We start from the raw sequence: 15,231 nt of genomic DNA, 5'->3' as shown, positions 1-15,231 counted from the left end.
AGACTTCTACGCATCGTCGCGCGGCAGGAGGTACTCCATGGCTGAGAAGGGCACCACGCCGCCGCCTGCGCCCGGCAGCCCCGCCGAGCCCGCGGTCACGGGGAGCAGGGTGCGTTCGCGCCTCGCACGCTTCGGGGCACGGAGCCCGGCAGGCTCCCCTGCCCTCGAACCGCTCATGCTCGCGGTGCGCGCCAACCACCCGAAGGCCGACCTGTCGGTCCTCGAGCGTGCCTACGAGACGGCTGAGAAGGCGCACCGGGGCCAGGTGCGCAAGAGCGGGGACCCGTACATCACGCACCCCGTCGCGGTGGCGACGATCCTCGCCGACCTCGGGATGACCCCGCCGACCCTCGCCGCAGCGCTGCTGCACGACACCGTCGAGGACACGTCCTACTCCCTGCACGACCTCACCGCGGACTACGGTCCCGAGGTCGCGATGCTGGTCGACGGTGTGACCAAGCTCGACAAGGTGGTCTACGGGGACGCCGCCCAGGCCGAGACCGTGCGCAAGATGGTCGTCGCGATGTCACGGGACATCCGCGTGCTGGTGATCAAGCTCGCCGACCGGCTGCACAACGCGCGCACCTGGCGCTTCGTGCCGGCCGCCTCGGCCCAGCGCAAGGCCCGCGAGACCCTCGAGATCTACGCCCCCCTCGCGCACCGTCTCGGCATGAACACCATCAAGTGGGAGCTCGAGGACCTGTCCTTCGCGGCCCTGTACCCCAAGGTCTACGAGGAGATCGTGCACCTCGTGGCCGAGCGCGCCCCGGCCCGGGACGAGTACCTCTCGGTGGTGCGTGAGCAGGTCAACGCCGACCTGCGCAGCGCGAAGATCCGCTGCACGGTGACCGGCCGGCCCAAGCACTACTACTCGATCTACCAGAAGATGATCGTCCGGGGACGCGACTTCGGTGACATCTACGACCTGGTGGGTGTCCGCGTCCTGGTCGACTCGGTACGGGACTGCTACGCGGCCCTCGGCGCCCTGCACGCGCGATGGAACCCGGTGCCCGGCCGGTTCAAGGACTACATCGCGATGCCGAAGTTCAACATGTACCAGTCCTTGCACACCACCGTGATCGGGCCCGGCGGCAAGCCCGTCGAGATCCAGATCCGTACCCATGAGATGCACCGGCGGGCCGAGTACGGGGTCGCTGCCCACTGGAAGTACAAGGAGGTCGCCAAGCAGCAGGCGGGCGGCCCGGTCGACGCCGCAGGGGACATGGCCTGGCTGCGCCAGCTCGTCGACTGGCAGCGCGAGACGGCTGACCCCAACGAGTTCCTCGAGTCCCTGCGTTTCGAGATCCGTGGGGCGGAGGTCTTCGTCTTCACCCCCAAGGGCGACGTGATGGCCCTGCCGGCGGGCTCGACCCCGGTGGACTTCGCCTACGCGGTGCACACCGAGGTGGGCCACCGCACGATGGGCGCCAGGGTCAACGGGCGGCTCGTGCCGCTCGACTCGACCCTCGAGAACGGCGACGTGGTCGACGTCCTGACCTCGAAGTCGGAGACCGCCGGCCCCAGCCGGGACTGGATGACCTTCGTCAAGAGCCCCCGGGCGCGCAACAAGATCCGTCAGTGGTTCTCCAAGGAGCGTCGCGAGGAGGCGATCGAGCACGGCAAGGACGCCATCGCCAAGGCGATGCGCAAGCAGAACCTGCCGATCCAGCGCCTGCTGTCCCACGAGTCGCTGGTCACCCTCGCGAACGAGATGCGCTACGCGGACGTCTCGTCGCTCTACGCGGCGATCGGCGAGGGCCAGGCCACGGCCTCGACGGTGGTGCAGAGGCTCGTGCAGTCCATGGGCGGCGAGTCGGGGACCGAGGAGGACGTCGCCGAGACCGCACGCCCCGGTCAGCAGACGCGCCGGCCGCGGGGCGGGGACGCCGGGGTCGTGGTCAAGGGCGTGTCGGACGTCTGGGCCAAGCTGGCCAAGTGCTGCACCCCCGTGCCGGGGGACGAGATCATGGGCTTCGTGACCCGTGGCGCCGGGGTGAGCGTGCACCGGACGGACTGCGGCAACGCCGACGGGCTGCGGGCGCAGCCAGAGCGCCTGGTGGACGTCGAGTGGGCCACGAGCGCGAACACGCTCTTCCTGGTCCAGATCCAGGTCGAGGCCCTCGACCGCAGCAGGCTCCTGTCGGACGTCACGAGGGTCCTCTCGGACCACCACGTCAACATCCTGTCGGCCTCGGTCGCGACCTCCAGGGACCGGGTGGCCATCTCGAAGTTCGTCTTCGAGATGGCCGAGCCCAACCACCTGACCTCGGTCCTCGCGGCGGTCCGCAAGGTGGACGGCGTCTTCGACGTCTACCGGATCACGGGCTCGCGGGCCGAGGCCCACGAGCCCGCCTGATCACCCGCGGGCGTCCTGGGCGGCTCGCTCGACCTGCTCGAGCCACGACCGGCGGGCGTCCAGGGCGGCCTGGGCCTCGGAGATCCGGCGAGCGTCCCCGGCCTCCTGGGCGGCGACAAGATCGGCCTCGAGCCCGGCGATCGCGGCCTGGAGCTGAGCGGCAGCGCCCTCGGCCCGGGCCCGGGTCTCGGGGTTGGTCCGGGTCCACTTCGCCTGGTCGGCGTCACGGATCGCCTGCTCGACCGCCCGGAGGCGTCCCTCGACCCGCTGGATCTCCCCGCGGGGCACCTTCCCTGCGGCCTCCCACCGGTCCTGCAGGTCGCGGAGCGCGGCCTTGGCGGCCCCGAGGTCTGTGACGGGCACGAGCTTCTCGGCCTCGGTGAGGAGCCCGAGCTTGACCTCGAGGTTCGCGGCGAACTCGGCGTCCGTCTCGCGCTGCGAGGCGTCCCGCGCGTGGAAGAAGGTGTCCTGCGCGGCGCGGAAGCGTGCCCACAGGGCGTCGTCGTCCTTGCGGCTCGCCCGGCCCGCGGCCTTCCACTGGGCCATCAGGTCGCGGTACGCCCCCGAGGTGGCGCCCCAGTCCGTGCTGGAGGCCAGTCGCTCGGCCTCCGCCACGAGGCGCGCCTTCTCCTCCTTGGCGGTGGCGTTGCGCTTCTCCAGGTCGGCGAAGAACCGGCGGCGCTCCCGGTCGAAGGTCGACCGTGCGTGGCTGAAGCGCTTCCACAGCGCGTCCTCGGCACCGCGGTCCAGGCGCGGCCCGTGACGCTGGGCGTCCTTCCACTGGTCGAGCAGGGTGCGGAGCTGGTCGCCGGCGGGGCGCCACTGCATCCGGTCCGGGTCGGTCGCGGCGAGCTTCTCGGCGGCCTCGACGATCTCGGTGCGTGACTCGAGGGCTGCCTGCTTGGCTGCGGCCCTCTCCGCCTCGGCCGCCGCGCGGCGCTCGGTGGCGACGCCTCGCAGGCTCTCGAGCCGCGTGCGCAACGCCTCGAGGTCCCCGACCGCGGCCGGTTCCCGGAGCTCCTCGGCGAGGTGTGCCAGCGTCGAGTCGATCTCCTTGACGGCGATGTCGGTCGCGGCGAGCCGGGTCTCGAACAGGAGCACCTTGGCGTGCAGGTCGGCGTAGCGGCGGACGTAGAACGCGAGGGCGTCGGCCTGGTCGGCCCCCGGGTACTGGCCCACCGACCGCTCACCGGAGGGCTCACGGACCCAGACCGTGCCGTCGTCCTCGACCCGACCCCAGCGGGCGGCCTCGGCGCTCTCCGCCTCGGTCAGGGCGGGGGGCGCAGGCACGGCAGGCGTCGGCGCCGCCGCTGTCGCCTGGGTCGCGGGGTCTGCCGGACGGATGGCCGACGGTCGCGGCACGGGCCGGGGGACCGGGCGTGGGCTCGGGGCCGGGGCCGGGGTCGGGGTCGGGGTCGGGGTCGGCGCAGCGTCCGCGTCCGCGGGCGTGGCGGCCGGGTCCGCGGGTGTGGCGGGTGTGGCGGCCGGGTCCGCGGGTGTGGCGGCCTCGGGCACGTCCGCCTCGGGCGTCGCGGCGACGGCCGGTGCGTCGGCGGTCTCGTCCTGGGGGGTCTGCTCGTGGTCGCTCACTGCGTCTCAACTCCTTCGATGGTGACCTCGGTGGCCGGGGTCTGCTGGCTGCCCTCGGCGATGCCGGCCTCGGCAACGCTGCGCAGCACGTCCATCCCCTCGGTGACCTCGCCGAAGACGGTGTAGCCGCCGGCGCTGTCCGAGAGGATCGTCGAGTCGGCGTAGACCAGGAAGAACTGGCTACCCATGCTCGATCCGTCGTTGCCCAGCCGCGCCATCGCGACCGTGCCGGCCGGGTAGACGTCGTCGGCCGGGGCGTTCTCCACGGGCCCGAAGGTGTAGTCGGGCCCGCCCGTCCCCGTCGCGGTCGGGTCCCCGCACTGCAGCACGAAGATCCCCTCGACGGTCAGGCGGTGGCAGGTGGTGTCGTCGAAGTAGCCCGCCTGGGCGAGGGTCACGAAGGAGGCGACGGCCTGGGGTGCCGCTGCGCCGTCGAGCTCGAGCGTGAGGTCTCCCGCGGAGGTGGTCAGGTCGACCTCCCACGCACGGTCCTCGGCGAGGGCAGGGTCGGGGGCCGTGCTCGGCGTCGCGCCGTCTCCCTCCGCCGAGCCACCCGTGGTCTGCAGGGCGAGGGCGACGGCCCCTCCCAGCACCAGCACCCCGACCACGGAGGCCGCGATCACGAGCAGGCGCCGACGGCGGCCCCTGGCGGCAGCCTGGTGCTCGAGCCAACGCTCATGGCGCTTGCGCGCGTACTCACGCTCGCGCTTGCTCGACCCCACCGTGGCGCTCCCGTCTCGTGGTGCCGCTGGACGTGCGGCAGTGCCCGGGGACGCGACTGCACCGTCCAGGCCCCGCACAGTCTAGGCAAGGGCGTGGCCCGACCCCCACCTGGGGGTGGCCAGGCATGTCACGGCTTGGTCTCGGTCCTCGTGGAGGGGCGGCTAGGCTGCCCGGGTGCTGATCCGGACCGTCGTCTCCCCGCTGCTCGGCACCAACTGCTACGTGGTCGCCGACGACGCCGCCCGCTGCCTGGTCGTCGACCCCGGCGCGGGGGTCGTCGACGAGGTCCGTCAGGTCGTGGACGAGTCTGGCTGGACCCCGGTCGCGGTGCTCGTCACCCACGGGCACGTCGATCACACCTGGTCCGCGGCGGAGCTCTGCGGGGCCTACGGCGTGGCCCTGCACCTGCACGAGGCCGACCTGCCGCAGGTCGCGGACCCCTTCGGCGCCCTCGGCCCCCTCGGTGGGCAGCTCGCGCAGACCGCCGCGTCGGCCGGCATGCAGTACGACCCGGCCGGCCGGGTCGAGCCCTTCACCTGCGCCGAGGCAGGCGCGGGCGCCGCGCGTGCGGACCTCGACCTGGGGGACCGGGAGGCGCCCTTCGCCGTCGCGGCGCTGCACGCCCCTGGCCACACCGCGGGGTCGACGGTCTACGTCCTCGAGGACGGCACAGCGCTGACCGGGGACGTGCTCTTCGCCGGGACCATCGGCCGTACCGACCTGCCCGGAGGGGACGGGGCCGCGATGGAGCGCACCCTGGGGCACCTGGCGACCCTGCCCGAGGAGACGGTCCTCCTGCCCGGCCACGGGCCTTCGAGCAGCATCGGCGCCGAGCTGCGGAGCAACCCGTACCTGCGCACCGCGCGGTGACCTGGAAGGATCACGCCCCATGGCCCGTCCCACCCCCCTGTCCGGATTCCCCGAGTGGCTGCCCACCGGTCGCGTCGTCGAGCAGCACGTCCTGGACGTGCTGCGTCGCACCTTCGAGCTCCACGGCTTCGCGGGCATCGAGACCCGTGCGGTCGAGCCCCTCGACCAGCTGCTGCGCAAGGGGGAGACCTCCAAGGAGGTCTACGTGCTCCGACGCCTGCAGGAGGAGGGGACGGCCGACGGCGGCGCGGAGCAGGCCGCGGCCGGCCTCGGGCTGCACTTCGACCTCACGGTCCCGCTCGCGCGCTACGTCATCGAGAACGCCGGCCGGCTGACCTTCCCCTTCCGTCGCTACCAGATCCAGAAGGTCTGGCGGGGCGAGCGCCCCCAGGACGGTCGGTTCCGCGAGTTCACCCAGGCCGACATCGACGTCGTCGGGCAGTCGACGCTGCCCTACCACCTCGAGGTCGAGCTGCCCCTGGTGATCGCGGCGGCTTTTGCGGCGCTGGCCGAGATCGGTGTTCCGCCGGTGCGCATCCTGGTCAACAACCGCAAGGTCATGGAGGGGTTCAGCCGCGGGCTGGGTCTGGAGGACGTCGAGGCGGTGCTCCGCTCGGTGGACAAGCTCGACAAGGTCGGGCCCGAGGGGGTCACCGCGCTGCTCGCCGCCGAGGCCGGCGCGAGCCCCGACCAGGCGGCAGCGATGCTCGAGCTCGCCGGTGTGCACGGGGACGACGCCACGGTCGTGGACCGGGTGCGCGACCTCGCCCGGCGCCTCGAGATCCAGGACGAGATGCTCGACCTCGGCCTCACCGAGCTCCACCAGCTGATCTCCGCCGCGTCGCGCCGTGCGCCGGGGACGGTGGTCGCCGACCTGAAGATCGCGCGTGGGCTCGACTACTACACGGGCTCGGTCTACGAGACCGTGCTCGTGGGGCACGAGCAGCTGGGATCGATCTGCTCGGGGGGGCGCTACGACGCCCTGGCGACCGACGGTTCGACGACGTACCCCGGGGTCGGGCTGTCCATCGGGGTCTCCCGGCTCGTCTCGCGACTGCTCTCGGCAGGGCTGGTCGAGGCGACGCGTGCGGTCCCGTCGGCGGTGCTCGTCGCCGTGGTGGACGAGGAGAGCCGGGCAGCCTCGGACGAGGTCGCAGCCGGGCTCCGCGGACGAGGGATCCCTGTCGAGGTCGCGCCGACCGCCGCCAAGTTCGGCAAGCAGATCCGGTACGCCGACCGCCGTGGCATCCCCTTCGTCTGGTTCCCCTCTGCCGGGGACGAGCCCGCGGCGCACCAGGTCAAGGACATCCGCTCGGGGGAGCAGGCCGAGGCGGACCCCACGACGTGGCAGCCCCCGGCCCAGGACCTGCACCCCCGGGCCGTCCCTGGTGGGGGCGGTCCGGGGGCCGCGTAGCCGCGGGACGTCACCGCCGGTCGGCCACGTCCGGCCACCGACCGGTCGCTTGACCCGCAGTCGAACACGTGTTCGACTGCTGCCATGAGGTGGGACGGTCAGCGGGCCGAGGCGCCCGAGCAGGCGCTGCCCGGCCTCGCGCTCCGAGGGCTCGTCCGGAGCGTGCGGACCCCGGAGTTCGACGGGGTGACCTTCCACGAGGTCGCAGCTCGCTCGGCCCTCAACAAGGTGCACGCCGCCTCGAAGGTCCCCTTCGGCTGGACCGTGAACCCGATGCGGGGCTGCCTGCACGCGTGCACCTACTGCTTCGCGCGACCCACCCACGAGTACCTCGACCTGGACGCGGGGAGGGACTTCGAGACGCAGATCGTCGTCAAGACCAACGTGGTCGAGGTGCTGCGCGCCGAGCTGGCACGCAGGTCCTGGTGCCGCGAGCACGTGGCCCTCGGCACCAACACCGACCCCTACCAGCGGGCTGAGGGTCGGTACCGGCTCATGCCGGGGATCATCGATGCCCTCGCCGGCTCGGGCACCCCCTTGTCGGTGCTGACCAAGGGCCCGCTGCTGCGCCGCGACCTCCCGGTGCTGCGCGCGGCCGCCGAGCAGGTGCCGGTGAGCGTCGCCGTCTCCCTCGCGGTCCTCGACCCGGGGCTCCAGCAGTCGGTCGAACCCGGGACGCCCCTGCCGCAGGCGCGGCTGGACCTGGTCCGTGCGATCCGGGAGCACGGCCTGCCCTGCGACGTCCTCGTCGCGCCCGTCCTGCCCTGGCTCACCGACTCGACCGAGCACCTCGGGGCCCTGCTCAGCGCGATCGCGGCGGCGGGGGCCACCGGGGTGTCGGTGATGGCTCTGCACCTGCGGGGCCCGGTCAAGCCCTACTACCTGCAGTGGTTGGCCCGTGAGCACCCTGCTCTCGTCGGTCGCTACCGGCGGCTCTACGGAGACGGGGCCTACGTGCCCCGCGAGTACCGTCGCTGGCTCGCCGAGCGGGTCGCCCCGCTGGTTCGACGTCACGGTCTGGCCCGCACGGCCTTCGAGGGGGACGGCGCCGCGCCGCGAGACTGGCGCGGGGGAACGGTCCCGAGCCCGCCCGACCTGCAACCGGCCCTGTTCTGACGTGCCGGGGTGCCGGCCCCAGCCTGTGGTGCAGCGGTGGCGGTCTCAGTCCTCGACGAGGCGGGCCGGGAAGCCCCCGGTGGCGACCGGTCCCCAGCTGTCGATCGTCACCCGGATGATCGACTTGCCCTGCGCGGTCATCGCGGCGCGGTACTCGTCCCAGTCGGGGTGCTCCCCGGCGATGTTCCGGTAGTACTCGACCAGGGGCTCGATCGACTCGGGCAGGTCCAGGACCTCCGCGGTGCCGTCGACCTGCACCCAGGGGTCCCATTCCTCGGAGACCACGCACAGGCTGACCGTGGGGTCGCGACGCAGGTTGTGGACCTTGGCGCGCTCGGGGTACGTCGAGACCACGATCCGTCCCGCGTCGTCGAGCCCGCAGGTCACCGGGGACATCTGCGGGGCGCCCGACCGGCGTCGGGTCAGCAGCACGGCGTGGTGCCGTGGACGCAGGAAGTCCAGCAGTGCCTCGCGGTCGATCCGGTCGGACGTCGCGACCTTGCGTGCCATGGGTTCCTCCGGTGCTCGCTGCCAGGGCCGCGACCAGGCTCCCACGCGGTCGCCTCCTCCGCCGGTCCGGGTGCGGCCTGCGGACCGTGTCCCGGACGCGAGGACGGCGGGGGAGCGGCACTAGACTCGATCGGCGACGGCTGACCGCCGCCGTTCCCCGAGGACGCCCCGAAAGGACCCTTCGTGCTCCGCACCCACACCGCCGGCTCGTTGCGAGCCGAGCACATCGGCCAGACCGTCACCCTCACGGGCTGGGTCGACCGCCGGCGCGATCACGGAGGAGTGGCCTTCATCGACCTGCGTGACGCCTCGGGAGTGGCCCAGGTGGTGATCCGGGACGAGGAGGTCGCTCACGGGCTGCGCAACGAGTACGTCCTGCAGGTCACCGGTGAGGTGGGGCGTCGCCCCGAGGGCAACGAGAACCCGAACCTCGCGACCGGCCAGGTCGAGGTGACCGCGGCCGACGTCGTGGTGCTCAACGAGTCCGCGCCCCTGCCGTTCCAGGTCTCCTCGGCCCTCGACGAGCACGTGGGCGAGGAGGCGCGTCTGCAGCACCGCTACCTCGACCTGCGTCGCCCGGCGCCGGCGGCGGCGATGCGTCTGCGCGCCAAGGTGAACGCCGCAGCCCGCCGTGTGCTCGACGCGCAGGACTTCGTCGAGATCGAGACCCCCACCCTCACGCGGTCCACGCCCGAGGGCGCGCGCGACTTCGTCGTCCCGGCCCGGCTCGCGCCCGGGTCCTGGTACGCCCTGCCTCAGTCGCCCCAGCTGTTCAAGCAGCTCCTCATGGTCGCCGGGATGGAGCGGTACTACCAGATCGCCCGCTGCTACCGCGACGAGGACTTCCGCGCGGACCGGCAGCCCGAGTTCACCCAGCTCGACGTCGAGATGAGCTTCGTCGAGCAGGACGACGTCATCGCGGTCGGCGAGGAGATCCTCACCAGCCTGTGGGAGCTCATCGGGTACACGATCCCCACGCCCATCCCGCGGATGACCTTCGCCGACGCCATGGCTCGGTACGGCACCGACAAGCCCGACCTGCGCTTCGGCCTCGAGCTCGTCGAGCTGACCGAGTACTTCCGCGACACGCCCTTCCGTGTGTTCCAGGCCCCCTACGTGGGCGCCGTCGTGCAGCCCGGGGGAGCCTCGACCCCGCGCCGTGGCTTCGACGCCTGGCAGGAGTGGGCCAAGCAGCGTGGCGCGAAGGGCCTGGCCTACGTCACGGTCGGTGAGGACGGCGAGCTCGGTGGTCCCGTCGCCAAGAACCTCTCCGAGGAGGAGCGGGCCGGCCTGGTCGCGGCCGTCGGGGCCGCTCCCGGGGACGCGGTGTTCTTCGCCGCAGGCAAGACGTCGGAGGCTCGGGCCCTGCTGGGCGCGGCCCGCCTCGAGGTCGGTCGCCGCGGCGGTCTCATCGACGAGGACCAGTGGGCCTTCGTGTGGGTGGTCGACGCCCCCCTGTTCAAGCCGACCGGTGAGGACGACGACGTCGCCCTGGGCACCGGGTCGTGGACGGCGGTGCACCACGCCTTCACGTCGCCGACCCCCGAGTGGATCGACCGGTTCGAGGAGAGCCCCGGCGAGGCCCTGGCCTACGCCTACGACATCGTCTGCAACGGGAACGAGATCGGCGGCGGGTCGATCCGTATCCACCGCCGCGACGTCCAGGAGCGTGTCTTCCAGGTGATGGGCATCGGCGCGGAGGAGGCCCAGGAGAAGTTCGGCTTCCTCCTCGAGGCCTTCGCCTTCGGTGCCCCGCCTCACGGTGGGATCGCCTTCGGCTGGGACCGGATCGTCGCCCTGCTCACGCGCTCGGAGTCCATCCGCGACGTCATCGCCTTCCCCAAGTCGGGGGGCGGCTTCGACCCGCTGACGGGTGCCCCCGCGCCGATCACCCCCGAGCAGCGCAAGGAGGCCGGCGTGGACGCCGAGCCCGAGCCCCGGGGTGAGGGCTGACGACCCGCGACCTCGCCTGCTCGGCGGGGGAGGACCCGGACCCCGGCGTCACGGGCCGGGTCGAACAGCTGCCTCTCGCCTGGCGGGGGGACCGTCTGCTGCTCGGTGAACGACAGGCCTGGTCGGGGGTGCTGGTCGCCCCCGACCAGGCCGCGGTGCTGGTCACCCTCGAGCGCGAGCAGGCGACCGTGCTGATGGGCCGGGGAACCGCGTCGGCGGCCGTAGGGCTCGCCGCGCGGTGGGCCGCCCAGACGGGCAGGGCCGGGTGGATGAGCCTGCCGCGCCCCGTCGACGTCCCCCCTGCCCTGCTCGACGACCTCGGCCTGCGTCCGTTCTCCACCTGGGACTGGCTGTCCTGCGCGAGCCCGCCCCCGGTGGTGCCCGGCGAGAGCGAGGTCGAGCTGCTCGAACCCGAGGACGACGCTGCGATCCGCGACTGCCTCGACGCCGCGAACCCCACCACGAGCGCGAGCCCCGGGACGGGCCTCGGCACCTGGTGGGGGGTGCGCGCCCCGGACGCGGTCGACGGGCGGCTCCTCGGGGTCCTCAGCGTCGTCCACCGTCCCGGCGATCCCGACGCGACGGACCGCTCGTGGCACCTGCGCGGCCTGAGCGTCCGCCCCGAGAGCCGCAACGCCGGCTGGGGGCGTGCCCTGACCGCTGCCGTGCTCCGCTCAGCCCTGACAGCGCACGACGGCGCCGCCCCCGAGGCCGACTGGGTCTCGCTCGGCATGTACGCCGACAACGCTGCTGCGCGCCGGGTGTACGAGGGGCTGGGCTTTGCCGTCGACGCCGAGTTCGCCTCGTTCGGCCCTGCGGGGGCGGACCGACCGCCGGCCTGAACGCCACCGCGGGACGGTCGACGCTCCGGCGCGGTGCCGGGTGGGTCGCTGAGTGCGGGAGCCCCGGGTCAGTGGTTGATGGCGAAGCGGCGCTGGAACCGCTGCAGCGGGGCGGGTGCCCACCAGTTGTAGCGGCCCAGCAGGGTCATCGTCGCCGGCACCAGGAGCATCCGGACGATCGTCGCGTCGATGAGCACCGCGACCGCCAAGGAGAACCCGACCTCCTTGATCACCAGCAGCTCGCCGAAGACGAACCCGGTGAACACCACGATGATGATGACGGCCGCTGCCGTGATGATCCGTCCCGACCGTTGCAGGCCGAGCCGCACCGCCTCGTCGTTGCTGGCCCCTCGGTCGTAGAGCTCCTTGATCCGGGAGAGCAGGAAGACCTCGTAGTCCATCGCGAGACCGAAGCCGAAGGCGATGACCAGGGCCACCACGTAGGTCTCGATCCCCCCGGTGGAGGTGAACCTCAGCAGCCCGGACAGGTTGCCGTCCTGGAACACCCAGACCAGCACGCCGAGGGAGGCGCTCAGCGAGATCGCGTTGGTGAGCAGGGCCTTGACGGGGATCACCAGAGACCCGGTCATCAGGAAGAGCAGGACGAAGGTGGCCAGCACCACGACGGCCAGCGCCCACGGAGCACGGTCCACCAGGGCCTCGGTGAAGTCGATCTGGTTGGCTGCCTGCCCGGTCACCCACGTGGTGAACGGTGCGTCGAGATCACGGACCGCCGTCACGACGTCGCGCGCGACCTCACCGCCGGGGTCGTCGCTGTCCGGGCGCACGCCGACCACCACGTAGGAGCCGAAGGGGGCGGGGACGTCGACCCCCGCCACCTCGGGGAGCTCGGCGAGCTCGGCCGACCAGATCGCGACCTCCTCGAGGGACCCCTCGGCCACGACCGTGACGGGAGCCTGGGCCGAGGCCGGGTACTGCTCGGCGATCGCCTGGACGTAGCTGCGCTGCTCGGAGCCCGCTGGCAGCAGCTCGATGGTCGAGTTCCGGAGCTCGATGTGGGCGAGGGGGATGGCGAGCACGCCGAGCAGCGCGAGGCACCCGCCGAGCACCCACCACGGCCGGCGCTGCACCCTGGTCGCGAGCCGGGAGAACACGCCCTCCTCGGCGGCGACGTCCCCGGTGCGCTGGAGCACCCAGCGCAGGCCGGGGGTCCGGTCCACCATCCCGGGGCGGACCAGGCGGCGTCCGGCGAGCTGGAGCAGGGCGGGCACCAGGGTGAGCGCGGTCGCGACAGCCACGAGGATCACGGCGACCCCGGCCGCGCCGAAGGCCCGGAGGATCTCAGGCTCGAAGACCATGAGGCCGGCGATCGAGATCGCGACCGTCACGGCCGAGAAGGCCACGGTCCGCCCGGCCGTCTGCATCGTGCGCCGCAGCGCGGCCTCGACCGCTCCGTCTCCCCGACGTCGGCGCACCGAGGCCCCGCCGTCCTCGTCGACCAGGGCGTGCAGCTCCTCACGGAACCTCGAGACGATGAGGAGCCCGTAGTCGATCGACAGGCCCAGCCCCAGGATCGTCACCACGTTGACCGTCGAGGCGTCGAGCTCGAGCCAGTGGGACATCGCGTACACCGCCCCGAGCCCGCCCGCGATCGAGGCGATCGCACCGGCCATGGGCATCGAGGCCGCGAGGAACCCGCCGAACACCATCACCATGATCAGCAGCGCGATGGGCAGGGCGATGGCCTCGCCGGTGGCGAGGTCCTCCTCGACCTGGTGGGTGATCTCGTCGACGATCAGCGAGGTGCCACCGACCTGGCCGCTCGCCCCCGGGGCTGCGTCCCCGAGGGCGTTCGGCAGGGCCGTGAGGGCCGCCTCCAGCTCGTCGAGGGCCGCGCGCTCGGCCTGCTCCTCGAGGTCGACCTCGAGCTCGACGACCACGAGGAAGCCGTTGCCGTCGGCGGCGAGCAGGGGTGCCGCGGCGGGGTCGTCGGGTCCCTCGGGCAGCACGAAAGGATCGATGATCGACGCGACGCCGTCGATCGTGGCGAGTCCGTCACGCTGCGTGGCGAGGGCGGCGGGGAGGTCCTCGGCGGACGGGTCGACGTCGTCCAAGACCAGCGTCAGGCTCGCCCCGGACTCGGAGCCCTCGTAGAGGATCTCGTCGGCCTCGCTGCTCTCGGCCCCGGGCACCGACGGAGCACCGGTCGAGAGCCGCTCGAAGAGGGTCTGCCCACCGACCCCGACCACGGCGAGGGCGAAGCAGGCGACCGCGAACACGGCCCAGAGGAGGACGGTGAGCCGTGGTGCGCGGGCGATCACTCGGCCCAGGGTGTCGAACACGCGGAGAAGCATCCCAGGTCGCGGCCCGGATCCGCATGTCGGTCCCGTCGGAGGGGCGCCGTAGGCTGCGGGCATGGACCTGTTCGACGCCACGACCGCGACCGGGGACGGGCGTCCGGGCATCGGGCAGGGTGCGCCGCTGGCCGTGCGGATGCGGCCGCAGACCTTGGCCGAGGTCGCCGGCCAGCAGCACCTGCTGGGACCGGGGTCCCCGCTGCGTCGCCTGGTCGAGCCCGCCGAGGAGGGCTCGCGCCGTGCGGCCCCGTCCTCCGTGGTGCTCTGGGGGCCGCCCGGCACGGGCAAGACGACGCTCGCCTACCTCATCGCGGCGACCTCGGGGCGACGTTTCGTCGAGCTCTCGGGCGTGACCTCCGGGGTCAAGGACGTGCGCGCCGTGGTCGAGGAGGCCCGGCGACGCCTCGCGACGCGGGGTGGGGAGACCGTCCTGTTCATCGACGAGGTGCACCGCTTCTCGACCACCCAGCAGGACGCGCTGCTGCCGAGCGTCGAGAACCGGTGGGTCACCCTGGTCGCCGCGACCACCGAGAACCCGAGCTTCTCGGTCAACTCGCCGCTGCTGTCCCGCTCGCTGCTGCTGACCCTGCAGCCCCTCACCACCGAGGACGTGCGGCACCTGGTCCACCGCGCGGTCGCCGACGACCGTGGCCTGGCAGGCAGCGTCCGCCTCGACGAGGAGGCCGAGGGGCACCTGCTGAGGCTCGCGGGGGGCGACGCGCGCAAGGCCCTGACGGTGCTCGAGGCGGCCGCCGGAGCAGCCCTCGAGGAGCAGACCTCGACAGAGCTCCCGGTCGTGGACCTCCCGACGATCGAACGCGCCATCGACGTCGCCGCGGTGCGCTACGACCGCGCGGGGGACCAGCACTACGACGTCATCAGCGCCTTCATCAAGTCGATGCGCGGCTCGGACGTCGACGCCGCACTGCACTACCTGGCCCGCATGGTCGTGGCGGGGGAGGACCCGCGGTTCATCGCCCGCCGCGTGGTGATCGCCGCGGCCGAGGAGGTCGGGATGGCGGACCCCTCGGCCCTGCAGACGGCGGTCGCCGCCGCCCAGGCCGTGGCGCTGATCGGGATGCCCGAGGCGCGGATCATCCTCGCCGAGGCGGTCGTGCACGTCACGACCGCCCCCAAGTCCAACGCCGCCTACAAGGCGGTCGACGCCGCGATCGCGGACGTGCGGGCCGGCCGCGTGGGGGTGGTGCCGATGCACCTGCGGGACGCGCACTACGCAGGGGCCGAGCGGATGGGGCACGGAGCCGGGTACCGCTACGCCCACGACGCCCCGCACGCCGTCGCGCCGCAGCAGTACGCCCCGGACGAGGTGGTCGGTGCGCGCTACTACGAGCCGAGCGACCGCGGCTACGAGCGTGACGTGAGCACCCGGCTCGCCAGGATCCGACAGATCCTGGGCGAGGCATGAGGTAGGGTCGACGGGTTGCCCGCACGCGGGCAGCCACCTGGGGACCTCAGCCGCACCACGAAGGTTGGTCCCACACCCGCCGGTCCACGCCGCTGCGGGTCGTGCCACGACGA

Annotated in this window: 11 protein-coding genes; 7 read left to right on the top strand and 4 right to left on the bottom strand. The window is 72.9% G+C overall.

Annotated elements, in window-relative coordinates; translation table 11 throughout:
* Positions 1-37 precede the first annotated feature (37 nt).
* Positions 38-2,356 carry a RelA/SpoT family protein gene (locus tag J4G33_RS01505; RefSeq protein WP_208054126.1) on the top strand — a complete coding sequence of 773 codons (2,319 nt, stop codon included), beginning with the start codon at positions 38-40 and terminating at the stop codon, positions 2,354-2,356.
* Here the strand turns inward: J4G33_RS01505 and J4G33_RS01500 are convergent, their stop codons facing one another.
* Together J4G33_RS01500 and J4G33_RS01495 are read right to left on the bottom strand one after the other, a co-directional pair.
* The gene (locus J4G33_RS01500) at positions 2,357-3,946 is read right to left on the bottom strand and encodes a DUF349 domain-containing protein (RefSeq protein ID WP_208054125.1); all 1,590 of its coding nucleotides are present in this window, start codon (positions 3,944-3,946) and stop codon (positions 2,357-2,359) included.
* Complete coding sequence (locus J4G33_RS01495) at positions 3,943-4,668, bottom strand: peptidylprolyl isomerase (RefSeq protein WP_208054124.1); 726 nt, start codon at positions 4,666-4,668, stop codon at positions 3,943-3,945. Before J4G33_RS01495 ends, J4G33_RS01500 begins: the two co-directional genes overlap by 4 nt.
* Before the next feature lie 175 nt (positions 4,669-4,843).
* On the opposite strand from J4G33_RS01495, the gene J4G33_RS01490 reads away from it, so the two are divergent.
* The 3 genes from J4G33_RS01490 (at position 4,844) to J4G33_RS01480 (ending at position 8,069) form a co-directional block, all read left to right on the top strand.
* Positions 4,844-5,539: an MBL fold metallo-hydrolase gene (locus J4G33_RS01490; protein ID WP_208054123.1), complete on the top strand. Its 696-nt coding sequence runs from the start codon at positions 4,844-4,846 to the stop codon at positions 5,537-5,539.
* Positions 5,540-5,558: 19 nt separating this feature from the next.
* Positions 5,559-6,953, top strand: coding sequence for a histidine--tRNA ligase (hisS, locus tag J4G33_RS01485; protein ID WP_208054122.1), 1,395 nt, complete (start codon positions 5,559-5,561; stop codon positions 6,951-6,953).
* An 84-nt stretch (positions 6,954-7,037) separates the two neighbouring features.
* A complete protein-coding gene (locus J4G33_RS01480) occupies positions 7,038-8,069 on the top strand; it encodes an Rv2578c family radical SAM protein (protein WP_208054121.1) in 1,032 nt (343 codons plus the stop codon).
* Between the two features lie 45 nt (positions 8,070-8,114).
* Here the strand turns inward: J4G33_RS01480 and J4G33_RS01475 are convergent, their stop codons facing one another.
* Complete coding sequence (locus tag J4G33_RS01475) at positions 8,115-8,579, bottom strand: PPOX class F420-dependent oxidoreductase (RefSeq protein ID WP_208054120.1); 465 nt, start codon at positions 8,577-8,579, stop codon at positions 8,115-8,117.
* 183 nt (positions 8,580-8,762) lie between these two features.
* On the opposite strand from J4G33_RS01475, the gene aspS reads away from it, so the two are divergent.
* Together aspS and J4G33_RS01465 are read left to right on the top strand one after the other, a co-directional pair.
* Positions 8,763-10,532 carry an aspartate--tRNA ligase gene (gene aspS / locus J4G33_RS01470; protein ID WP_208054119.1) on the top strand — a complete coding sequence of 590 codons (1,770 nt, stop codon included), beginning with the start codon at positions 8,763-8,765 and terminating at the stop codon, positions 10,530-10,532.
* A 128-nt stretch (positions 10,533-10,660) separates the two neighbouring features.
* Positions 10,661-11,374 carry a GNAT family N-acetyltransferase gene (locus J4G33_RS01465; RefSeq protein ID WP_208054118.1) on the top strand — a complete coding sequence of 238 codons (714 nt, stop codon included), beginning with the start codon at positions 10,661-10,663 and terminating at the stop codon, positions 11,372-11,374.
* Positions 11,375-11,442: 68 nt separating this feature from the next.
* On the opposite strand, the gene J4G33_RS01460 is transcribed toward J4G33_RS01465, so the two are convergent.
* Positions 11,443-13,677, bottom strand: coding sequence for an MMPL family transporter (locus J4G33_RS01460; protein WP_307793648.1), 2,235 nt, complete (start codon positions 13,675-13,677; stop codon positions 11,443-11,445).
* 73 nt (positions 13,678-13,750) lie between these two features.
* On the opposite strand from J4G33_RS01460, the gene J4G33_RS01455 reads away from it, so the two are divergent.
* Positions 13,751-15,118 (top strand): replication-associated recombination protein A, encoded by a 1,368-nt coding sequence (locus J4G33_RS01455; RefSeq protein WP_208054116.1) that lies wholly within the window; start codon positions 13,751-13,753, stop codon positions 15,116-15,118.
* The last annotated feature ends 113 nt before the right edge of the window (positions 15,119-15,231 follow it).

It is taken from the genome of Actinotalea soli (genome assembly GCF_017565425.1).
GTDB classification, from domain to species: Bacteria; Actinomycetota; Actinomycetes; order Actinomycetales; family Cellulomonadaceae; genus Actinotalea; species Actinotalea soli.
This window is presented reverse-complemented; position numbering and strand designations above follow the sequence as displayed.

Excerpts from the sequence above, each read along its gene's own strand:
- hisS (WP_208054122.1), top strand. The coding sequence starts at position 5,559 with ATGGCCCGTCCCACCCCCCTGTCCGGATTCCCCGAGTGGCTGCCCACC.
- J4G33_RS01475 (WP_208054120.1), bottom strand. The coding sequence starts at position 8,579 with ATGGCACGCAAGGTCGCGACGTCCGACCGGATCGACCGCGAGGCACTG.
- J4G33_RS01455 (WP_208054116.1), top strand. The coding sequence starts at position 13,751 with ATGGACCTGTTCGACGCCACGACCGCGACCGGGGACGGGCGTCCGGGC.
- J4G33_RS01480 (WP_208054121.1), top strand. The coding sequence starts at position 7,038 with ATGAGGTGGGACGGTCAGCGGGCCGAGGCGCCCGAGCAGGCGCTGCCC.
- J4G33_RS01505 (WP_208054126.1), top strand. The coding sequence starts at position 38 with ATGGCTGAGAAGGGCACCACGCCGCCGCCTGCGCCCGGCAGCCCCGCC.